This window comes from Algoriphagus faecimaris, from assembly GCF_900101705.1.
GTDB lineage: Bacteria > Bacteroidota > Bacteroidia > Cytophagales > Cyclobacteriaceae > Algoriphagus > Algoriphagus faecimaris.
Genome location: NZ_FNAC01000011.1, coordinates 39,646 through 61,406, shown reverse-complemented (window position 1 = coordinate 61,406; position 21,761 = coordinate 39,646). Strand labels below are relative to the sequence as shown.

Sequence of the window (21,761 nt, the reverse complement as noted above, 5' to 3'; positions counted from 1 at the left end):
TAATTACTTAAGATTTAACTTGCTCTCCGGTTTTTCCAAACCTTCTTTCTCTATTTTGATAATCCACAATAGCGGCTATCAAATGCTCCCTTCTGAAATCCGGCCAAAGTACTGGAGTAAAATGTAACTCCGTATAGGCCAATTGCCACAAAAGGAAATTGCTGATACGAAACTCTCCGCTGGTTCTGATCATCAATTCAGGATCAGGGATTCCAGCTGTTTCTAAGTGATCAGCGACGACCTTTTGGGTGATTTCTTCCACCGTCAGTGTTCCTTCCGAGATTTTTTGAGCAATGCGTTTGGTCGCTTGGGCGAGTTCCCATTGACCACTGTAGCTTAGGGCTAGGATGACTGTAAGCCCATTATTGGTGGAGGTAGTTTTCTTTGCCTCCATGAGTTTGTCGTAAGCCGTAGGGGGTAAACTGTCGAGATCTCCGATACTTTCCAGACGAATGTTATTTTTCATCATCATAGGGACCTCGTCGGTGATTGTTTTCACCAAAAGCTCCATCAGACCGTTGACTTCTTCTTGGGGGCGGGACCAGTTTTCTGTAGAAAAGGAAAACAGGGTAAGATACTCTACTCCAAGGTTTTCAGCTCCTTCTATGGCATCTTTGACTGCTTGAATGGCATGTCGATGACCAAATATCCTCATGGCGCCTTTTTTCTTGGCCCATCGGCCATTTCCATCCATGATGATTGCAATATGTCTGGGGATCCGCTCTCGGTCTAGTACTTCCTTCATTACTTGGGTTCCGATACCTTACTTTTTTGGAGGTACAAAAATGCTATTTCTTTTCCAATAATTCAGCCTAGGACTCAATTAATTAATAGGCGTAGCATTTTGTACTTGCAAAGGTATAGCTCAAACTAACTCCTAAAAAATAATACCAATCTTTATCATAAGGATTGCCATAATTGATTCCATAGGCTTGGTCAGGGTTTGCAGGATCCTGAAACCTGGGAATAGGAGGAGTGCTGCTGTCTATTTTATCCAAATAGTCAGTAAAGGTAGCTCTGATTCCGGCCTCTACTGCGAGGGTCCATCGATCATTCAGCCTGTACTTCACCCCACCTCCAAATGGAATTACCACCGTGCCTACATTGTACCTTTCGGAGACATTGAAAGCATAGGTATTTCCTTTCGAAAAAAGATGAGTATATCCTATGCCAAAGAAGGCGTAGGGTGACCAGAAGAACTCGGAGTCATTGCGTAGGAAATCCAGAAAATTGAATTCCATCACGGCAGAACCTTCCAGAAATCCTCCTCTAAATCGAGCATCTCTTCTCTCCATAGCCAGGTCAAGCGGACGCACGCTATCTGTGGCCCTCAAAGTACCCAGTGTAAGTCCTACTCTCAGCGACCACACATTGTCAAAATTTCTCTTGCCAAACAACGTTCCTTGAAGACCTAAATGGTCAAGGTCAATTTGTCTAAGGATATCTCCGGTATAAGCCGTTGTACCCAATCCTCCGCCTATTTCATACTTTTGTGCTTTGAGCTCTGATGTACAGAGAATCAAACAAAATAGAAGCAAAAGACTGATAATCTGAAAATTGACCTTTTTCAAGACGATGCAAGTTAGGAAGTAGACCACGTTTAAAAAACGATGATCTGTATTTCTGCGGTTAATAATTGTTAAGCTCCAAGAGCCTATGATTTCTAACGATTGGGAATCAGTTTCTCATATCGAAGCCCCAATTTAATTTATATCTCAAGGTATCAAAAAAATTGTAACTAGGTAATTTCATCAATCGGGCATAAAATCGCTCTTTTCGGACGCTAAGCTTCAAATCTGAAGAAATCGAAGTGGACCTGGAATCCAATGAGATGAGAAATTTTTCTGCTCGTCCCTCTATCTCAAAGCTAATTTCACTTTCATCAGAAACAATAATTGGCCGTACATTGAGATTATGAGGGCTTACCGGTGTGATGACCAGGTTTTTTGCTTCAGGTGAAATTAAGGGTCCACCGCAGCTGAGGGAATACCCTGTCGATCCCGTCGGCGTAGCCACTATCAGTCCATCTGCCCAATAGCTATTGAGGTATTTTCCATCGATATAGGTATGCACGGTGATCATCGAGGAGGTGTCTCTTTTATGGATTGTAAATTCATTCAAGCCGAAATTTAAACCATTGAACAGCTTGCGCTTACTTCTGAGTGAGACTAAGGTTCGATTTTCAATTTGGTAGTTCTCTTGGGCAATATGATTAATAGCTTCAAAAATTTTGTCTGTAGCTACTGTGGCCAAAAATCCCAATCTTCCGGTATTCAATCCCAAGATAGGTGTTTCTAAATCACCTACTTGGCAGACAGCATCTAGTAAGGTTCCGTCTCCTCCAACCGAAATCAGAAAATCCATAGACTTCATATCCTCTCTACCTTCCAATAGCCAATAAGTCATTCCGGTATTTCCATGCATGCGGAGTTGCCGGTCAAATTGCTCGGTAACAAAAATCTCAAACTGATGCTGTTCCAAAGCTGAGAATAGAGCTTGGACATCTTTGAGGAATTCTAGTTTCAGCGCCAAGCCGTGCAAAGCGACTTTCATGTGTTTATTTTTTGGTTTTCATCGGTAGACTGCCCGACTTCAGGTCCTAAATATCTAAAAATCTCAGCAAGTTACCGATTCTATCTTCCTCACTACTTACTCCGGTCTCTTCTTGATAATGATCCAATATTCGATAGCCAAACCGCTCCATTGTCGCTTTGATGTGGCGAAGCTCGGGTTTATCCAATTTTAGTGTCAGCTTGATTTTAGAATCATCAAGTGGGTCATTGCTGATAAACGAACTGAGTACTTTGGTATTTTCCGTCTCTATGATTCTGCAGATTTCTGCAAGTGAATAATCTGTCATATTCATCGATAGAATCAACACAGATCCCTGGGACTGAATAGATAGACTATCTGCAAAAGCCGAAATAGCATCCTCCATAGTCACCACGCCAAGGTAGGAATTCTCCCTGTCCAATACGGCCACAATGTTAGATTGAAACTCGGCACTGACTTTCAGTACATCGTAAATATGCTTGTCACTGAAGACCCAACAATTGGCCGCCTCGGGGTCGAGACTACCTACATTCGCTTCAGGGTTGTTTTGCTCAAAAATCATTTCATCTTTGAGCAAACCTAAAAATTTACCTTTGTCCACTACAGGCAAAACATCTGTCCGAATTTCTTCCATCCAAGCCAAAGCCATCTTGGTTTTGTCACTGAGCTTGAGTGGGGGAATAAGATTGTTGATGAATTCGTTTGCCTGCATGAGAGAAAGATAGGGAATGATTTAGATTTTTAAAACGTCAAACAGTCCTTTCTTGTTCCTGAGTCATTTTCTGAGCAAGAGAAAAGAGGCAATTATAGCGTGAAATAATTATAGGCTATACCCAGAATCACTCCGCCGGCTATGATCAAAGGAGAGGTGATCTTGGTGAATTGAAGTAAAATATAGGTGCCTAGGACCATCAAAATATTAATTAAATTGGCCTCCATAGGCTCAAATAGCAAATAAGCTGCTGCGATAAGCATCCCGCAGGAGACTGCATTGATTCCTTCTAGGGCAGCCCTCACAGGTCTATATTTTTTGAGTTGATCCCAGAATCGAATCACAAAGAAAATCAAGAAAATACCTGGTAAAAATATTCCTGCAGCGGCGATCAGGCCGCCGGCCAAAAAGCCCATAATCCCAAACTCTCTCATGGAAAGTGCTCCTACATATGACGAAATACTAAAGGTAGGACCTGGAACGCCCTGGGAAATGGCATAGCCTGTCAAGAATTCTTCCGAACTCAAAAACTGCTTGAAATCCACAAACTCCGTATACAAATAGGGCACAAGGACCTGACCTCCTCCGAAAATCAAGCTACCGTTTCGATAGAAGTTTTCAAATAGAATCACGGGCTGGTATTTGGTGAGTGCACCGAGCAAGGCAGCAAAGAGTAAGACTCCTGCCCAAAGGTAAAAGTTGCTCCATTGAATAACTAGAGGCTGATCTTGCTCCAGTTTGGGTTGTTTTTTGTATTTGATAGAGGTACTCAATCCTCCGATAATCAATAATATCGGAAAGACATAGGGCGAGCTGTAGAAAAAGGAAATAAAAGTAGAAATCAATACCAGCACCATCGCCTCGGTGGTTTGAATCATTTTACTGATAGTTTTCTGTGCTGCAAAAATGATAAAGCCGATAGCCATTGGCTGAATGAACTTGGCAAAGTTTAGGGCACCGGGAGTATTTTCTTGTAAAAAATAGATTAATGCTGCTGCTGCAGTCATCAGTAGTGTGGCTGGGATAATCCAGACCAAAAGAGCTAAATAGGCGAGATTTGGGCCGCCGACACGAAAGCCAATAGCAGATACAAGCTGGGTGGAAGATGGACCTGGAAGCATATTGCAAAGGGCATTGAGTTCCCAAAGTTCCTCCTCAGAGATGTACTTCCTAAGGTGGACCATTCGCTCCAATAGCATTCCTAAAAAAGCCTGTGGCCCTCCAAAGGCAGTTAGAGAAAGGGTCAGTATGTCCCTCAGAAATAGGTAATATCTGACCCTTTTTACCGACATGTCGATTATTTACGGAGTCCTAGTTCTCGGAGTCTTTCCTCCAGAAATTCCCCCGCAGTAGCGTCTGCAAATTGCTTCGGGTTCTCTGCATCTACACAGCTTGGTAAGCAGGTCAAATCCATTTCTGATCGCGGATGCATAAAGAAAGGAATAGAGTATCGGCTGGTATTCATCAGTTCTCGGGGAGGATTGACTACTCGGTGAATGGTTGACTTCAGTTTCTTATTGGTCAGGCGCTCGAGCATGTCCCCTACATTGACCACAAGCTGATCAGGCAGTGCAGTGATCGGGATCCATTTGCCATCTTTTCGAAGCACCTGAAGCCCATCAGCACTGGCCCCCATCAACAATGTGATGAGATTGATATCGCCATGCTCAGCAGCACGAACGGCATCAGCGGGTACTTCATCAGGGTTTTCGATTGGGAAATAATGAATCTGTCTCAGGATGGAGTTGCCATAGGCTACTTTTTGCTCGAAGTAGTCTTCAGGGAGATTTAAGTTTAACGCGATGGCTTTAAGCATATTTCTGCCCGCATTTTCTAAAGTTCTAAATGCTTCCAAGGCATCTTTTTTAAATTCAGGAAGCTCTTCAGGCCAAATATTGTCAGGGTACTCATTTTTGACAGGATCTCCATTTGGAATTTCGTCTCGCTCTTGTCCCACATGATAAAATTCCTTCAAATCTCCGGTATTCCTTCCCTTTGCATGCTCTTTTCCCTTGCCTGTATAGCCTCTCTGAAATCCAATCTCCGGCTTTTCGTATTTGGTTTTAATTGTATCAGAGAGTGTGAAAAATTTCTTTATCGAATCATACAGGCGATCCTGTAGCTCTTTGGAGAGTCCATGATTCTTTATGGCGACAAAGCCGATGTTTTCATAAGCCTCACCGAGTTTTTTTACAAATTGGGCTTTTTGTTCGGCATTTCCCGAAGTGAAATCTGCCAAGTCTAAACTTGGGATTTCGTCAAATAGAATTTCCATGATATTGATATTCCTGAATTTTTGGGGTAAAAATAATACCTTTAGTATCAAATCCTTTCACAATGAAGAAAAACCTGATCCTAGGCATTACTTTATTAGCCTTGAATTTTGCCTGCAGTGAAGACCGAAAAAAAATTAATGAAGTAGAAGTCGATGCTACGCTTGATTCTGCTACTTTAAATTCTGATAAACCGAAAATAAAATTTTTTCAAGAAGAGAAGGAAGCGGCTTATCCCGATGCCATACTTGAGCTCTATTCTCCATTAGGTAATCAGGTTTTTAGACCGGGGGAAGTCCCTTTTGAATTCAATATTAAGAATTACCCTTTTGGGCAAGTAGGTGATAATTCATTTCGACTGTTTATTATCCTGAATGGTAATGATCCTGTGGGTTTTCGTACGCCGATTTTTCAGCAAGATCTTAAGCAAGGTAGTTATCGTGTGGTCGCGTACTTGGTAGACGAAGATGGGATTGCCCTTAAGAATTTTGGGAATTATATAGACCGGGATTTTCAGGTGGGGGACTCTAGGCCTTTTCCTTATTCTGCTGAGCCTTATCTCGCCCTTAATCTTCCTACAGGTGGACAGGTTTTTGAAGTAGGCGAACCCGTAGTGATTGATTTTTTGGTATTGGGGGGGGATATGGATCTTGATTCGCTTTTGGTAGGAGTGGAACTTGGAGAGTTAAGTTATGAAGTAGATCATATGTCACCGATTCATATCGAAAACCTAAGTCCAGGCGATTATCTTCTTAAAGTACGACTGCTTCGCAAGGATGGAAAAGAGCTTGAGGGGCCTTTCTCTTCTATCAGTAAGCGGATTCTTGTAAGATAAGTCCTTATCTTTGCCCATCGAAAAAAAGAACATACAATGCTATTAGTTAATACCGTACGAGATCAATTTGATCGAGTCTTGGAAGGGCTTCAAAAAAGAAATTTTGTCGAGGCTGAAGGACTCCTTAACCAAGTGATTGATCTGGATGATAAGCGAAAAACTACGCAAACACAAAGGGATCAACTTCAGGCCGAGGCCAATTCTATTTCCAAAGAAATTGGGCAATTGATGCGCGAAGGGAAGAAAGAAGAAGCTGAAAAAATCAAAAATAAAACAGCAGAGCTGAAGCTGGAAATAAAGAGTTTAGATGAAGCCAATGCATCAGCTGAGGAAGAGTTGAAAGCACTGCTTTACACGATCCCAAATGTCCCTCATATTTCGGTTCCGTTTGGAAAGTCAGCAGAGGATAATGAAACAGTGCTGGAGTACGGAGCTATTCCTACGCTTTTTGAAGGCAATTTGCCTCATTGGGAGCTGATAAAAAAGTACGATATCATTGACTTTGATTTGGGAGTGAAAATTACCGGAGCAGGTTTTCCTGTCTATAAGGGAAAAGGTGCCCGGCTACAGAGAGCCTTGATAAATTTTTTCCTGGACGAGGCCCTCAAGGCAGGATTTGTTGAAGTCCAACCGCCCATCCTAGTCAATGAGGAATCAGGCTATGCGACTGGCCAACTTCCCGACAAAGAAGGTCAAATGTATCATGCGACGGCAGATAACTTGTATCTGATCCCTACGGCCGAAGTTCCTATAACCAATCTTTATCGGGATGTGATTCTCACCGAGGAGGAGCTTCCCATCAAAAATGTGGGTTATACCCCTTGTTTTCGTAGAGAAGCGGGTTCTTGGGGAGCTCATGTGAGAGGTTTGAATAGACTTCATCAGTTTGACAAGGTGGAAATTGTGCAGATTACTCATCCTGAGCACTCTTATCAGGCACTCGAGGAGATGAGTACATATGTCCAAGGGTTGCTTAAGAAGCTGGAGTTGCCTTATCGGGTACTGAGATTATGTGGAGGCGATATGGGCTTTACAAGCTCTCTTACTTATGATATGGAAGTCTTTTCGGCAGCTCAGGGGCGCTGGCTCGAAGTCAGTTCAGTTTCCAATTTTGAAACCTATCAGAGCAATCGACTGAAATTGAGATTTAAGGATTCGGAAAAGAAAACGCAGTTGGCACATTCCTTAAATGGTTCAGCATTGGCTTTGCCAAGAATTGTGGCGGCGCTATTAGAAAATAATCAGACACCGGATGGAATTATGATGCCAAAAGTATTGCATCCTTATTTAGGATTTGAAAAGATATAAAGCTTTGGAAAAATACCTTGGAGTAAGGATTTACTTTCAGGAAGTAGAGAAAGTCCAATTCCCCTCAAATAAATTTTGAGGGGAATTTTTATTTTGGCTGGGTGATCAGAACTAAAATGGACCATTGCCGAGGCTGTAGTGCTTTACTTTTCCCAATAGCTTTTTTTGATAAAGAATAGATTTTTTCAATTGCAAAATTTTTCTTTTGTCCGCAATGGATTGCGTGTATTTTTCAGGCCTGATTAATTGTTAAAATATTAGAATAATATTTTTTTATAAAAGTTTACTCAGTATTAAATTTTGTCTTGTCTTGGTTCAAATGCACTTTTAGCATATATAATTTTTTTTGTTTCCTAGTTCAACGGCTAGCTTTGCAGTGTAAATAAGAAACCAATAATTAAAATATGGCATTAGTCGGTAAAAAGGCTCCTTCATTTAATGTAGGGGCGGTAATCAACGGAGAAGAAATCGTAGAAAACTTCAACTTGGAGCAATTCCTTGGAAAGAAAAATGTTATTCTTTTCTTCTATCCAAAGGATTTCACTTTTGTATGTCCTACTGAGCTTCATGCTTTTCAGTCTAAATTGGCTGAATTTGAAAAGAGAGAAACAGTGGTGCTAGGTTGTTCTACGGATACAGAGGAGACTCACTTGGCGTGGTTAATGACTCCTAAAGCAGAAGGTGGTATTGAAGGTGTGACTTACACCATCTTGGCTGATGCAAGCAAAACTATTTCCTTGAATTATGGGGTGTTAGCGGGTGAGTACAGTTTTGATCCTGAGTCTAACCTTTGGTCATTTGAAGGTGCTCCAGTGGCTTACAGAGGAACTTTCTTGATTGATAAAGAAGGTATCGTTCGTCATGAATCTATCAATGATCTTCCACTTGGTAGAAATATCGACGAATACTTGAGAATTCTAGATGCACAGCTTCATGTAGAGAAGTTTGGAGAAGTATGCCCTGCAAATTGGGAAGAGGGAAAAGAAGCTATGCAAGCCACCAATGAAGGTGTCGCCAATTACTTATCCAACAATTAATTTAAAAACATGATCGAACTTACTGAAGATAGTCTAAAGGAGCTTGTAGCTTCCAACGATCAGGTGATCGTACAGTATTCTGCTACTTGGTGTGGAAACTGTCGTATCATGAAACCAAAGTTTAGAAGGCTTGCCGGAGAAAATGCAGACAAGGTTTTTGTCATTGTAGATGCAGAAAAATTTCCTGAATCCAGAAAATTGGCTCAGGTTAATAACCTTCCGACCTTTGCTTCTTTCAAGGGAGGTCAGTTGGTCAAGCAAATTCAGACAAACAAAGAGGACCAATTAAAAACTTTGATCCATGAAATTACCAGTAATTAAGGCAGTTCAAAGAACCTGTACTCCGGAACAAATAGAAACAACGCTGCAGGTATTGGAAAACCTATCTGAGGCGCCTGCTTTAAAGGAACCGGAGATTGACGTAATTGGAGAGCTGATCTCTAATCTTTGTGGTGCTTTGGAGGTTCATGAACTAGTGGCTTCCGGTATGTCTGAAAAAGATGCCGGTAATGCATTTATGAAAAAAGTATTAGGCTCAATAGATAGATAGGCTCTTTTAATTTTAACATGTAGAATCCTAAGCTTATACTTTGGTTTAAATCTATGGAAAGGAAGTTCAGCTATTGAACTTCCTTTTTTATTAGACCAGTAATAGTTTAGCTAAAAGTGCTAAATAGTTAAATCGGGTTACTATTGAGGTTTAAGGTGAAGTCAGCCCTTCAAGGAGTTAATGTCTGACGAAATGCCCATGAGAATATTTTGGGGTATTCCATCCCGACTTACAGTAGGGACAAATTCTGACCATTGAAAAACAAAAAATAAACAGCTGGAAGGAATTGTTAATTTCGTAAAAAATCTAACCATGAAGAAACTACTTCTGCTTGTTTTTCAACTAGGCCTAGTTGGGGTCACTTTTGCTCAAGAGCCATCTGATCGGGATCTGATTTCCAAAACTGTCAACCTGTACTTTGATGGGATGATGGACAGAGATTTCGATAAGCTTCAAGAGGCTTTCCATCCTGAGGCGCGACTGATTGGCTATAGGGGTGAGCGATTGACAGTGACCGAATTCAATGCATGGGCGAGTGCCACTTCATCTGGTTCTCCCAGGAATAAGGAAGAGTTTAAAAATGAAATCGTATCCATACGAGTCCAAGGAAATACTGCTTCGGTCGAGACGGAGTTGTTTTGGCCGGGAATCTACTATTATGATTTTTTGACTCTGATAAAAATAGAGGGGAAATGGAAAATCGTCCATAAAAGCTGGTGGGAAAAACCACTATGAGCTTAGCTTTTGATGGAGGCTGAGGACCTGAGGAATTAGCATTACGTTGTCCTTATTCTTAATTACGTAATCCGCTTTTTCATTTTTGATCTCATCTGGCAGCTGTTGATCGATTATTTGATTAATCTGATCACTACTGCGATGAGGGTCTCTCATGAGAATTCGGTTAATCCTGATTTTGATCGGCGAGCTTACAGTGATTACGGCATCTAACTTTTCATGCGATTCACTTTCAAAAATCAAGGCAGCTTCTTTCAAAACATAAGGGCTGCTTTGTTGGTCTGCCCACTCCTCAAAATCCTTCCCTACGACTGGATGTACAATACTATTGATGATTTTGACTTTTTCTGGGTCGGAGAATATAGTTTTGGCCAAAAATTCCCTATTGAGTTGACCCTTTTCATCATAGGTCTCTTCACCGAAATTTTCTTGAATTTTTGCTCTGATTTCTAGGCTTTCGTTCATGAGTTTTTTTGCTCGATCGTCAGCGTAGTAGACAGGAATACCCAAGATTTCAAAAATTTTGGCAACAGTCGATTTACCCGATCCAATGCCTCCCGTCAATCCAATTCTTTTTGCGCTATTCATATTTAAGTCTCAAAATGGAGGGTTCTACTCTCACCTGATCCAAAAATGGAGGAATAGGGTTGACTTTAATATCTATAGTGGAGTCTTGTCTGTTTCTTTTTGAATAATCAAGAATTGCTTCAAACTCCATGTCTTTGAGGTCTGCTGTCTTTCGTTCATCCACGAGGTAGTACATCATGATCAAAGGGTCTTCTTCTTCTAAGTTTACATTTCTGGGGAAGTTGATTTTTTTGATTTTGAGTCTTTTATTTCCTTCCAGAAAGGCCACTAATTCCAGATTGACTTGAATAGCATTTTCTTCCAGTTGCATAAACTCTTCCAGTTCTTTTGAAATAGAGAGTTCTACCATCTTGCTGATTGAGTTATCTAGCCGGTTCTCATCGAGTTTGATGGGGAAGTTACCGTCAAAAAGCTCAACAAGAGATTTGGGCCCTCTCAATGAGATTTCTGAAGGCTCAAAAGTGGGGGGGGCTACCAATCGGCGATTCTTTGCTAAAGTGTAGCTGGCTGAATCTAGAACGGGTGTCAACTTAGCAGTGATCAAAGGCTCTATGGAATAGTGAATGGAATCATCCACCATTGAAATCAATTGGGTCGGAGAGATGAATTCAGAAAAAGTTCGCTTCAAATCAGCAGTAAGTAGATGATTTGAATTGTCGGGACGATCCAGTTCGATAGTAAAGGCGGTATTGTTGATGTTGAAGTATTTACGGAGCAAGTCCCACCCGTTTCCGCTGATTTCTATGGGCACGGATTCGGGCAAAGGCTTGATAGCCATAAAATTCTCCTGATCGTAGTTAAACTCGATCGGGAAATCGACAATAGTTGTATAATCGTCCTTATTGAGGGCGTTTAAAATCCAAAAAGTGGTAGCCGCTGCTACACAGAGGACTACCACTTTTAGATTAGAGAGTTTTTTTGGAGAAATCCCACTCGAGGATTTTTTAGTTTCCGGCAAAATTCAATATTATTTAGTTGTCTTTTTAGAGAAATCCATTGAGACAGCGGACTTTTCTACTTTGACTTTAAATCCACGGTCCAATTCAAGGATGACAGCGTCATTTTCTAGAGCACTTACTTTTCCATGCAAGCCTCCAATAGTTACGACATCATCACCTTTTTTGATTTCCTCAATGAATTTTTTGGTCTCTTTTTGTTTTTTCTGCTGTGGACGGATCATGAAGAAATACATGATCAAAATGATGGATCCAAAGAGAAATACCTGTCCCATAATGCCTCCACCACCTACTGCGGCTTGGGCTAAAACTACTGCTACCATGTATTATCGTTTCACTGGTCCGACCGCACCTGAACTAGCAACTTTTGGAGTTACTGTTCCTCTCATTCTAAGTCGAGTTACGGTAGGGTTAGTATTAGCTTGAATTGTAACCGTCGGAGATTGTGCTCCTGTTTTGGCAGTAGAGTTGAATACAACTTTCACAAAACCTTCTTCTCCTGGATTGACAGGGGCCTTGGTCCAGTCAGGGCTAGTACAGCCACATGATGCAGTGATGTTAGAAATGACGAGAGGAGCCTCACCATTGTTGGTGAAATTAAAAACTCGCTCGATCACTTCACCTTCACGGATAGTACCGAAGTCATACTCCATTTCTTGAAATTGGAAAGCACCTAAGCTACTTGGATCAGCAGTTTGGGTTGATTGTGCATTTACAGGAGTGATTGACGAGCCTTTCGTTTCCAGCTGTGCAATCTTGTCTTCTAAAGCTTTGATTTTCTCATCCTGTTCACTTTTTTGGCTACAAGAAGTGCCTAAAGCTAGGGCAAGGACCAAAGCAGCTAAACTCATGAATTTCGTTTTCATATTAGTTTTTCTCTTGATTTATTTGGTCGATTAATTTATTTACATCACTAAGCAGGTTTTCTGCTTTATTTTTTGCTTCGCTGATGACCCGCTTTCCTTCGGTTTTAGCTTCATTAAGATGGAGCTCTTTACCTTCTACAAGTTCCTCTATTAATTCTTCTAGCTCCTTTTTGTATTTTGAAAGTCTAAAAGAAAGGCGGTCCCTGGTATTGCTACCACTATCGGGGGCGAAAAGTACACCTAAAACGGTACCGATTCCGGCTCCGATGACGAGTGCGATGAGTGAATTACTGTTTTTGCTCATAGTTTTATTATTTATTGTCCAAAAGTCCTCGTCCACTTTTACGGATTTTACCATTTTCGGTTAGTTCTTTGGACATGACATCCAGCAGCCCGTTTACAAATTGCTTGCTTTTTGGAGTGCTGTAAGTTTTGGAAATGTCAATGTACTCGTTGATACTTACCTTGACTGGAATGCTTGGGAATCGTTGCATTTCCGTAATGGCCATCGAAATGATGATTTTATCCGTAAATGCCAAGCGCTCAATGTCCCAATTTTTTGTTTTTTGGGCTATCATAGCCTTGGTCTCCTCCATATTTTCAATGGTGAAGTTAAAGATATTTTGAAAAAACTCCTTGTCTTCTTCCCAATTGATCGCGATTTCGGGCAATTCACCCTCAGGATTATCTTCTGGGTGTGCGGCATTTTTCAAAACTTTAGAAGCTAAGCTTCTTACAATGGACTTGTTCTCTGTCCAATTAAGGTCTTTTTCTGCAAAGTAGTTCAAAATCACCTCGTTTTTAAAAATGATTTTCTTCAGCAATTCGTCTACTGCCTGAAAGTCCTGTTCTACATTTGGCTCAGTGAGAGCGATGTAGGCTTGATATTCTTCCGAAGGTTTGATATAGTCTCTAAACCACTCTCTTATCTCCAACTCTAGGTCATCGAGATTTGCATTTTGCTGAGCTACCGCTGCACGATATTGATTCGACTCACGTAGACGAAGCAGAATACTATTTTTAGCTAGATTGAGGTCATTGGCAAAAAAGGCAGGCTTAGAACTTGCTATACGGCTCTTTTTCTCAGACTCTTTTTCGACATGTTTGGAGAAGGCCTGTAAGAGCTCTATAGCCAACAAATAAAGCTGGGGAATCCGCTCGGCAGATGCTACCATGTTTTTGAGTAAAAACGATTGGTCTTTTTCGTTGGCTAGATGGTATTTTTTGATGGCTTCAAGAACGGCTTTTTTCACCTTAGGACTTGCGTCTGAAGCCTTAAGATGGTCTTTGGAAGTCAGGTTTTTTTCAAATAGGTATAGCGCGGCTTCGGCTTCTCTGCTGAGGGCAGCTTTGTCCTGTACCTCCATACTATTCAAGTCTGGTAGAAAAGACTCTCTTATAAAGTCTTTGGCAAGGTTGAAATTAGATCCCTTGCACTGCTCATAGGCATAAAGGTTTTGAAAAGCTTTGACCCTGAGGATTCTTCTATTTAGCATAATGTGTAAAACGAGCTGTAAATATAGGCATTTTGGATGGGCTTGTCCCAGCCGATTAAATACAAAAAACCACCGAAAGGAGTTCCGGTGGTTTTTTGATTAATAAATAAGAGAATTAGAAAGGAAGTTTTACTTTTCCTATAGCTTCGATTCGTTCTTTAGCAGTTGCAATCGCGGCTTGCTGAGCAGGTATTTTCTCTGTTTCTGATTTTTCTAAGGTAATTAAGCAGGTATCGTAGATTTTTTCTGTTTGCTGCATTACGATATCTCTATTGTACCCACCTAAATATTCTGCTCCCACATTGATCACACCGCCGGCATTGATCAGAAAATCCGGTGCGTAAATGATTCCCTTGTCAAGAAGCATTTGTCCATGCTTGGATTCGTCCTGTAATTGATTATTGGCTCCACCGGAGATCACCGCACATTTCAATCTGTCAATGGTCTCGTCATTGATGGTTGCCCCCAAAGCGCAAGGAGCATAAATGTCCATTTCCAAATCGTAGATCATCGAAGGCTCGATAGATACAGCACCTGTCTCAAGCGCCACCTGCTTTACTTTATCTTCGAAAATGTCTGTAATCAAGACTTCTGCTCCTTCTTTGATCAGGTGGTGGATTAAGTACTTTCCAACTTGACCGACACCCTGCACACCAATTCTTTTTCCTGCAAGGGAATCTGAACCAAAGGCCTTTTTTGCCGCGGCTTTCATACCCACATAGACTCCGTAGGCTGTCACAGGAGAAGGATCACCTGCTCCTCCTTTAATCTCCGGAAGTCCTGTCACATGCCTAGTCTCCATAGCGATGTATTCCATGTCAGAAGTTTTCATGTTGACGTCTTCGGCAGTGACATAGCGTCCTCCGAGGCTTTGGACAAAACGCCCAAATCTTCTTAAGAAAGCTTCATTCTTCAGTCGAGGGTCTCCGATGATGACTGCTTTTCCCCCGCCAAGATTTAATCCCGCCAAGGCATTTTTGAAGGTCATCCCCCTAGAAAGGCGAAGGACATCTGTGATAGCTTCTGATTCTGTGGCATAAGGCCACATTCTTGTGCCTCCTAAGGCCGGCCCTAGGGTAGTGTTGTGAATGCCGATGAGGGCTTTGAGGCCTGTGGCCTGATCATGGCAAATCACGAGCTGCTCGTGATCCATGGTGGTGATTTGTCCAAAGATGGATCCTTCTTTCACGGTTTCGGAAGCTTTAATTTCTAACATGTGAACTTAGCTTTTTAGAATGTGTTATATTTGGGTTGTCCCTGAATAGGAAACAGGCCGATACAAAATTAAATACTTTTATTGGCCTTCAAAGGGTGAATATATTCAGTTTCCTCATTCTAATTCCTCGATTTTAACGTTTTTATTTGGTGAAACCACTCTGGAGACTCAATAAGTATTTATACAAATACAAGGGCTTACTGCTTTTGGGAGTACTATTTACCGTAATCTCAAATATATTCGTAATTATTCCTGCGCAATTGGTTCGTCTGGCCATAGATTATGTGGTAGAAAGTTTTTCTATTTTTAGACCCCTGGAGTTGGGTGGATTAGGAGAAAGTGCCCAAGAAATTTTCTTGAAATTTGTACTCGTCTTCGGAGTCTTGATTTTGACGATGGCTTTGCTTCGTGGTTTTTTTCTTTTCCTTATTCGGCAGACGATTATCATCATGTCTCGTAAAATCGAGTACGATATGAAAAATGAGATTTTCGATAAATACCAAAATCTCTCGCTGAGCTTTTACAGAAAAAATAGTACCGGAGATCTTATGGCTCGCATCACAGAGGATGTCAGCCGAGTAAGGATGTACCTTGGCCCTGCGATCATGTATGGATTGAATTTACTCATTCTGTTTCCATTAGTCATTTCTTATATGGTCATGGTCAATCCTGAGTTGACCTTTTATTCCCTGCTTCCCCTACCGATACTTTCGATCAGTATTTATTTTGTCAATAACCTGATCAATGAGCGATCAGAAAAAATCCAGCGGAGTTTATCCAACCTGAGCACATTTGTTCAGGAGGCCTTTTCCGGAATTCGGGTGCTTAAGGCCTTTGTCAGAGAGGATGATAGCGTCAGAAATTTTGCTATGGCGAGCGAGGATTATAAGGACAAGTCTATTCGTCTGACCAAAGTCAATGCCCTATTTTTCCCCTTGATTATGGCTTTGGTGGGTATTTCGACGATTATTACGGTTTATATTGGAGGCCTACAAGTCATCAATGGAGAAATCGGCTATGGGGTTATTGCTGAATTTATCCTCTATGTCAATATGCTTACCTGGCCTGTGACATCTCTAGGCTGGATTACCAGTATCGTACAGCGGGCAGCAGCTTCTCAGACTAGAATTAATGAATTTTTGGATGAGAAAAACGACATCAAGAGCTCTGATCATATCAAAGATGAGATTCATGGCGATATCAAAGTAAGTAACCTTAGCTTTACCTATCCTGATTCGGGAATAAAAGCGCTGGATCAAGTAAGTTTTGAAATCAAAGCAGGACAAACGCTTGGTATCATTGGGACCACGGGCTCGGGTAAATCTACCATCGCAAACTTACTCATGAGAATGTATGATCCTACAGAAGGTCACATTGAGATAGATGGCAAAAATATCCAAGCCTATGATATCGCTCATCTGCGAAAAAATATAGGATATGTGCCTCAGGATGTGTTTCTGTTTTCTGATTCCATTGGGAATAACATTGCTTTTGGGCTAGATTACAGTGATCAAGAGAGAATAGAGCAGGCTGCCAAAGACGCTGATGTTTATCAAAATATTATCGATTTTCCGAAAGGTTTTGAAACTGTACTAGGGGAGCGGGGCATCACTTTATCTGGTGGGCAAAAGCAGCGAGTGTCCATTGCAAGAGCTATTGCCAAAGAGCCTCAAATCCTGATCTTGGATGATTGTCTCTCAGCAGTAGATACCAAGACAGAAAATGTGATCCTCACGGCTATGAAAAATATCATGCAGCAGCGAACCTCTATCATTATTTCACATCGAGTTTCCTCTGCTAAGCTTGCCGATCAAATTATTGTATTGGATGATGGTAAGATCATCGAAAGTGGTAATCACGATCTACTGATCGCCCAAAAAGGTGTCTACGCAGAACTCTACGAAAAGCAAACTCAAGCAGGGGAATCGGTTGATTCTGAAATTTGATTTTTCTAGACTTTTCGCTTTAAATCAGTAACTTACCTGAATTAGAATAATTTTTGAATTTATGAAAGAAGAAAAAAAAGGAATCCAAGATATCGAATCTACCCTTCAGGAGATTGGGCAGAAAATCGAAGAGTTGATCAAAAAAGGTGCAGAGGCAGGCGCTGATGTCAAAGAAGACATAGAGCAGAAGATTGAGGAGCTTAGATCCAATAAAACCACCCTTGAGGAAGAATTACGAAAAGGTAAAGAACTTCTTCAAAGAGAGTTTGAGGAAAAGAAGGAAGAATTTAAAGAAAAGAAAAAAGCCTTTGACCCAAAACTAGAGGAATCAAAGGGCTTTTTTAAAGAAGGCTTAAAACAACTGGGCTTAGCTTTCAAGGCACTTTTTAAAAAATAAAAAACCTGTCTATAGTTTGCTAGACAGGTTTTTTGAAGATTAGATCAGCGATCTTTTAATGCATTGCAACGGTCATAAGCAGGATCAATATCGATAAATACATCTTCCTTAGCTGTCACAAACCATGTGCTTAGAATCTCATCTTCTTTCTTTCTGAGTGTGGCAGCCTTCATCTTTTCATAATCGTCATTGAGGTTGGCGCGGTGTGCCGGGTAACTAGCTTTAAAGTAAAGAATTCTGATTTTTGTACCCTCTCTTGGATCTTCGAAGCGGATAGGTTCCGTCATAGAGCCTACTTTCATACTGTCAATCATAAAGAAAAGCACCGGATCTTCAAATGTCCTTAATGTCAGACGATTGGAATTCGATCCAGGATCAGTGAAATATCCTCCATTGTCGGAGGTATTTCTGTCATCGGAGAACTCCTTGGCCGCTTTGGCAAATTCAATTGTTCCTGCTTCAATTTCACTTCTGAGACTATCTAAATAGCGTTCAGCTTTCAAAATATCTTCTTCTGTAGCTTTGGGAATTCTGAGAATATGCCGGGTATTGAATGAGCCATTTCTATTTTCTAAAAGCTGTATCATGTGAAATCCAAACTGAGTCTCTACTGGATCAGAGATTTCTCCCTGACGAAGTCCAAGCGCAGTTGCCTCGTATTCTGGTGCAAGCTCACCTCTCCTAAAGAATCCTAAATCTCCACCCTGTGCAGCAGATCCCGGATCTTCTGAATATCTCTTGGCTAGATCAGCAAATTCCGCCTTCCCCGCTAAGATGTCTTCTTTAAACTGCTTAAGTTGATCATAAAGTGCTTCTTTGGTTGCCCGATTGACTTCCGGGCGCTTGACGATTTGACCAACAGTCACCTCTTTCGAAAAGAGAGGGAGAGAATCCGTAGGGATACTTTGAAAGAACTGTCGAACTTCTGCAGGTGAAACCGTGACCCCTTCCGTAATTCTCGATCGCATCCGTTCTACGATCATCTGCTCTTCGATGGCGTCGTACATCTCATTCTTGAGTTGTTCGGCTGTCTTGCCGTAGGTCTGTAGAAGCATATTTTCATCTCCTCCAAACTGCTGCATGACCATATTGAATCGATTTTCTGTTTGAAGTTGTACTTCCGGCGCTGTGACGATCACAGAGTCGATCTCTGCCTTGGCCACCATGAGTTTGTTTATCAAAAGCGTTTCAAACACTTCACAACGTGTAGGAGGGGTGATTCCTTGTTGTGACTGCCCTATGGCTTCAATAAATGTTTTCTGAACATCAGACTCCAGTAAAATCTTATTGTCCACCTTGGCGACAATTTTATCAATTACCTGGCCCGTCGTAGGGTTGCTTTCCTGTGCAGTGACTTGATGAATGCTCAAGCCACAAAATAATGCGAGGGTAAGTCGGTTTACTATTTTCATTCGTATTCACTTCGGGATTTTAGTCCGTAAGTTTTAAAGTTTTTTACTGATTGATAGCCACGAAAGCTTCTTCTATGGCTGTTTTATTGATTTGTACAGCGTACTTGCTTCGGAGGTTTTCCAGAAGCTGTTTGTCAAGATGTTCCTGATAATCCTTGATTACCTGTCCTCGGGTTTCTTCAAATTTCTTCGGACCAGCGGGTATAGTTTCCCCTTTTAATAATAAGTAGCGCTCGCCTTCAATAGTCAATTCCTCAAAACCGGGAGTAGCATTTGAAAGAGAAAGTATTGGGTGTTCACGAATCTCTAGCTTTCCGCTTTCTATTCGATAGGCTAAAGGGGTGTTTTGGCGCGCTTGCTCGGTAAATTCCTCTACAAAGGCTTCACTGTACTGTTGATTGGATAGGGCTGACTTAGCATTTTCCAGTTTGTCATTTTCCAGAACTTTCACAATAAGAGCTGGCATCCGTTCCTCCCAGCGATAATTGTCAATATGCTGTTCATAATATCTTCGTTGACCCAAGGAGTCTTGAATTCCTTTCTGCCATACCTTCTCATTCATCAATGAAAAAAGCAGGATGCCGTCACGGTATTCTTTGAGCAGCATTTGGTACTCTTTATTGGAAGACTCCAAATCTTCCTCCTCCTTTTGATCGAGAAGGAAGCCTAGGTATCGATCATACCAAAACTCAAAGTAGCCTTGGTTTTTGGGCTTTGGGTTGGCTTCATCCCAAGCCAAGAAATCTATAAAATCACTGATTTTGTAATCAGTACTTTTGATTTTGAAGAGCTCTTCATCTCCAGACAGGCCGAGCTGATTGATTTGATTTTGAAATTGTTCCTTTGGAATTTGGTAGAGCTCATTTTGGAGTCTGCTGACCAAGGGATCATTTTCCTTAAATCCATAGCGGGACTTTTGGATAGCCAAAACCTGAGATTGGATCATGGTAGATCGTGATTCGCGCAGGATTCTGGAGCGAATTTGATCTTCCATTTGCTCAAACGAATCCAGAGGTTTCCTATCTTCTAATCGCAAGATATGATAACCATAGCGTGTTTTGATGGGAGGAGAAACTTCCCCTGCCTCTGTCAAGGCAAAGGCTGTGTTTTCAAAATCCGGGATCATGTTACCCACACTAAACCAAGGAAGAAGTCCTCCTTTTTGGTTGGTAGCAGGATCCTCAGAGTAATTCTTTACGATATCCTCCCAGACTGTGGTAGGTTTTTGAATTTCGGTGTAGATGTCTGCTACTTTTCTTTTGGCTTGATCCTCGGAGTTGGGATTATCCTGATTCACTCTTACCAAAATATGAGAAACCTTCACTTGACCCGGGTTCGGTTTGCGTTCTTGTACTTTGATGATGTGGTAGCCGAAGCTAGTAAGAATAGGCTCGGAGACATCGCCGGGTTTTAGACCATAGGCAGCATCTTCAAAGGGCTGCACCATCTGTAGGGAAGTAAAATAGCCCAAATCCCCTTGATTAGTTCTGGCAGAGGGATCGTCTGAGTATTCTACCGCTAAGGCATTGATGTCACCTCCTGCCAAGATTTCCTGACGAACCTTTAGTGCCATCTTTAAGACGATCAAGCTATCCTCCGAGCTCGCATTAGGAGGAAACTGAAATAAAATATGGCTGGCTCGAATCACTTCCTGCATCCTTGCGTAGGATTTTCGAAGCTCTCCCTCTTCTAGTGAATTTTTGATCAAGAAAGGGGCCTTTAAATTTTCTTTGAAGGCCTCAAACTCTTGTCTAAACTCGAAAGACTCATGTAATCCTAGGGCTTCCGCTTCGCGTACTTTGAGTTTATAGTTGATAAATAGCTCGAGGTTTTCCTCAAAATCCTTTCTGCTCAGTCCTGGTGATCCATTGGAGCCTTTTCCCATCAGATAAATAAATTCATCCTTATCCACAGACTGGCCATCTACTGTAATCAATTCGTCGGAAGTAGTTGAATTTTGGGCAATACTTGGACTGCCGAACATTGTCAGTAGTAATAAAGAGAATGAAAATACCGAAGCCTTGCGGATAGTCATGGATCAGATTGCTGATTTTGAAGATGCAATGTTACAAAATTATCAGGATTTCAAGGGAAATGCCTTTGACAACAGTGATTTAACAAGAATTAGGAAGAGAAACGTTTGATCAGCCGACAGATATTGGTACCGGACTTACTTTCAAACTGGATTTCGTCCATTATCTTCTTTACCAAAATGATGCCTAAGCCGCCTTTTCTTTTCTGTGCAATCACATTTTTAAGATCCGGAGCTTCATACTCCAGCATATTAAAAGCTTCTCCTTGGTCTTGGATTTCAAAAATTAATTGGTTGTCTAGGTGATGAAACGTGAGTTGAATGATATCTTCTTCATTGCATTGATGAGAATGGATGATCAGATTGGCGCATACTTCCTCCACCGCCAATTTGATTTGATGCTGCTCATGCTCAGAAAGGCACAGCGGATCCAGCACCTTTTCCATAAAGGCCCTCAATTCCGACAATGCGGTAGTTTGACATGATATCTTGAGCTTGTGGAGCATCTTAATATTACTTGGTAGCGGCCTCCTTGTCCGGGAGAATGGTCATTAACTGATCGAGGCCTAAAATTTTGAATACTTCAAAAACATTGGGATGTAGGCCGAATAATACAAATCGAATGTTGGCCTCTTGAAAATCCTCCAGATAGGACATAAAAACTCCAAGTCCTGCTGAGGAAATGTAAGAAAGCTCCCTGCCATCAACCATGATGGATTGCGCCCCTCCTTCTATCATGCCTCGAATAGCATCATCGAGCTCTACGCTATTGCTTGCGTCAATTTCACCTTCTAGGAGAAGAATATGATGCGGCTGTTCTTCTTTGATAGTTATGGAAAGCATGTTGTT

General features: G+C 41.4%; 25 protein-coding genes. 8 read left to right on the top strand and 17 right to left on the bottom strand.

All coding sequences use genetic code 11. The features are described from left to right. Window positions 1-7 precede the first annotated feature (7 nt). The 6 genes from BLQ57_RS07700 to BLQ57_RS07675 form a co-directional block, all read right to left on the bottom strand. On the bottom strand, window positions 8-745 hold the full coding sequence (locus tag BLQ57_RS07700; RefSeq protein WP_087938761.1) for an isoprenyl transferase: 738 nt from the start codon (window positions 743-745) through the stop codon (window positions 8-10). A gap of 82 nt (window positions 746-827) precedes the next feature. Beyond that, entirely contained in the window at window positions 828-1,571 is a 744-nt protein-coding gene (gene porG, locus BLQ57_RS07695; RefSeq protein ID WP_087938762.1) for a type IX secretion system protein PorG, read from the bottom strand. A gap of 106 nt (window positions 1,572-1,677) precedes the next feature. Further along, entirely contained in the window at window positions 1,678-2,553 is an 876-nt protein-coding gene (locus tag BLQ57_RS07690) for an NAD kinase (protein WP_087938763.1), read from the bottom strand. A 46-nt stretch (window positions 2,554-2,599) separates the two neighbouring features. After that, on the bottom strand, window positions 2,600-3,265 hold the full coding sequence (locus BLQ57_RS07685) for a CBS domain-containing protein (protein ID WP_087938764.1): 666 nt from the start codon (window positions 3,263-3,265) through the stop codon (window positions 2,600-2,602). Window positions 3,266-3,357: 92 nt separating this feature from the next. Beyond that, the gene (chrA, locus tag BLQ57_RS07680; RefSeq protein WP_087938765.1) at window positions 3,358-4,557 is read right to left on the bottom strand and encodes a chromate efflux transporter; all 1,200 of its coding nucleotides are present in this window, start codon (window positions 4,555-4,557) and stop codon (window positions 3,358-3,360) included. Between the two features lie 5 nt (window positions 4,558-4,562). Beyond that, complete coding sequence (locus BLQ57_RS07675; protein WP_087938821.1) at window positions 4,563-5,543, bottom strand: isopenicillin N synthase family dioxygenase; 981 nt, start codon at window positions 5,541-5,543, stop codon at window positions 4,563-4,565. Window positions 5,544-5,602: 59 nt separating this feature from the next. Between BLQ57_RS07675 and BLQ57_RS07670 the strand changes: the two genes are divergently transcribed. From BLQ57_RS07670 to BLQ57_RS07645, 6 genes are all read left to right on the top strand, one after another. Next, window positions 5,603-6,373: a hypothetical protein gene (locus tag BLQ57_RS07670; RefSeq protein WP_087938766.1), complete on the top strand. Its 771-nt coding sequence runs from the start codon at window positions 5,603-5,605 to the stop codon at window positions 6,371-6,373. 36 nt (window positions 6,374-6,409) lie between these two features. Continuing rightward, window positions 6,410-7,681, top strand: a complete 1,272-nt coding sequence (gene serS, locus BLQ57_RS07665) for a serine--tRNA ligase (protein ID WP_087938767.1) — start codon at window positions 6,410-6,412, stop codon at window positions 7,679-7,681. Window positions 7,682-8,085: 404 nt separating this feature from the next. Then, on the top strand, window positions 8,086-8,718 hold the full coding sequence (locus tag BLQ57_RS07660) for a peroxiredoxin (RefSeq protein WP_087938768.1): 633 nt from the start codon (window positions 8,086-8,088) through the stop codon (window positions 8,716-8,718). Window positions 8,719-8,727: 9 nt separating this feature from the next. Further along, window positions 8,728-9,039: a thioredoxin family protein gene (locus BLQ57_RS07655; RefSeq protein WP_087938769.1), complete on the top strand. Its 312-nt coding sequence runs from the start codon at window positions 8,728-8,730 to the stop codon at window positions 9,037-9,039. After that, window positions 9,020-9,268, top strand: coding sequence for a DUF6952 family protein (locus tag BLQ57_RS07650; protein WP_087938770.1), 249 nt, complete (start codon window positions 9,020-9,022; stop codon window positions 9,266-9,268). The genes BLQ57_RS07655 and BLQ57_RS07650 overlap by 20 nt, the downstream gene beginning before the upstream one ends. A 312-nt stretch (window positions 9,269-9,580) precedes the next feature. Continuing rightward, window positions 9,581-10,003, top strand: coding sequence for a nuclear transport factor 2 family protein (locus tag BLQ57_RS07645; RefSeq protein ID WP_087938771.1), 423 nt, complete (start codon window positions 9,581-9,583; stop codon window positions 10,001-10,003). On the opposite strand, the gene coaE is transcribed toward BLQ57_RS07645, so the two are convergent. From coaE to BLQ57_RS07610, 7 genes are all read right to left on the bottom strand, one after another. Next, window positions 9,998-10,591, bottom strand: a complete 594-nt coding sequence (coaE, locus tag BLQ57_RS07640) for a dephospho-CoA kinase (RefSeq protein WP_087938772.1) — start codon at window positions 10,589-10,591, stop codon at window positions 9,998-10,000. The genes BLQ57_RS07645 and coaE overlap by 6 nt on opposite strands. After that, window positions 10,584-11,549 carry a YbbR-like domain-containing protein gene (locus BLQ57_RS07635; protein ID WP_087938773.1) on the bottom strand — a complete coding sequence of 322 codons (966 nt, stop codon included), beginning with the start codon at window positions 11,547-11,549 and terminating at the stop codon, window positions 10,584-10,586. The genes coaE and BLQ57_RS07635 overlap by 8 nt, the downstream gene beginning before the upstream one ends. Window positions 11,550-11,558: 9 nt before the next feature. Next, window positions 11,559-11,870 (bottom strand): preprotein translocase subunit YajC, encoded by a 312-nt coding sequence (gene yajC, locus BLQ57_RS07630; RefSeq protein WP_087938774.1) that lies wholly within the window; start codon window positions 11,868-11,870, stop codon window positions 11,559-11,561. 3 nt (window positions 11,871-11,873) lie between these two features. Continuing rightward, entirely contained in the window at window positions 11,874-12,413 is a 540-nt protein-coding gene (locus BLQ57_RS07625) for a DUF1573 domain-containing protein (RefSeq protein ID WP_087938775.1), read from the bottom strand. A gap of 1 nt (window position 12,414) precedes the next feature. After that, a complete protein-coding gene (locus BLQ57_RS07620; RefSeq protein ID WP_087938776.1) occupies window positions 12,415-12,717 on the bottom strand; it encodes a YtxH domain-containing protein in 303 nt (100 codons plus the stop codon). Window positions 12,718-12,724: 7 nt separating this feature from the next. After that, the gene (nusB, locus tag BLQ57_RS07615) at window positions 12,725-13,909 is read right to left on the bottom strand and encodes a transcription antitermination factor NusB (RefSeq protein WP_087938777.1); all 1,185 of its coding nucleotides are present in this window, start codon (window positions 13,907-13,909) and stop codon (window positions 12,725-12,727) included. Between the two features lie 115 nt (window positions 13,910-14,024). Continuing rightward, complete coding sequence (locus BLQ57_RS07610; RefSeq protein WP_087938778.1) at window positions 14,025-15,125, bottom strand: Glu/Leu/Phe/Val dehydrogenase dimerization domain-containing protein; 1,101 nt, start codon at window positions 15,123-15,125, stop codon at window positions 14,025-14,027. Window positions 15,126-15,274: 149 nt separating this feature from the next. Between BLQ57_RS07610 and BLQ57_RS07605 the strand changes: the two genes are divergently transcribed. After that, the gene (locus BLQ57_RS07605) at window positions 15,275-17,071 is read left to right on the top strand and encodes an ABC transporter ATP-binding protein (RefSeq protein ID WP_087938779.1); all 1,797 of its coding nucleotides are present in this window, start codon (window positions 15,275-15,277) and stop codon (window positions 17,069-17,071) included. A gap of 61 nt (window positions 17,072-17,132) precedes the next feature. Next, window positions 17,133-17,468 (top strand): hypothetical protein, encoded by a 336-nt coding sequence (locus tag BLQ57_RS07600; protein WP_087938780.1) that lies wholly within the window; start codon window positions 17,133-17,135, stop codon window positions 17,466-17,468. 44 nt (window positions 17,469-17,512) lie between these two features. Here BLQ57_RS07600 and BLQ57_RS07595 read toward each other — a convergent pair whose 3' ends face one another. The 4 genes from BLQ57_RS07595 to BLQ57_RS07580 form a co-directional block, all read right to left on the bottom strand. Next, window positions 17,513-18,880, bottom strand: a complete 1,368-nt coding sequence (locus BLQ57_RS07595; protein WP_087938781.1) for a peptidylprolyl isomerase — start codon at window positions 18,878-18,880, stop codon at window positions 17,513-17,515. Between the two features lie 43 nt (window positions 18,881-18,923). Beyond that, window positions 18,924-20,915 carry a peptidylprolyl isomerase gene (locus BLQ57_RS07590; RefSeq protein WP_087938782.1) on the bottom strand — a complete coding sequence of 664 codons (1,992 nt, stop codon included), beginning with the start codon at window positions 20,913-20,915 and terminating at the stop codon, window positions 18,924-18,926. A gap of 89 nt (window positions 20,916-21,004) precedes the next feature. Continuing rightward, window positions 21,005-21,418 carry an ATP-binding protein gene (locus BLQ57_RS07585; protein ID WP_087938783.1) on the bottom strand — a complete coding sequence of 138 codons (414 nt, stop codon included), beginning with the start codon at window positions 21,416-21,418 and terminating at the stop codon, window positions 21,005-21,007. Window positions 21,419-21,425: 7 nt separating this feature from the next. Continuing rightward, window positions 21,426-21,755: an STAS domain-containing protein gene (locus BLQ57_RS07580; protein WP_087938784.1), complete on the bottom strand. Its 330-nt coding sequence runs from the start codon at window positions 21,753-21,755 to the stop codon at window positions 21,426-21,428. Between the last annotated feature and the right edge of the window lie 6 nt (window positions 21,756-21,761).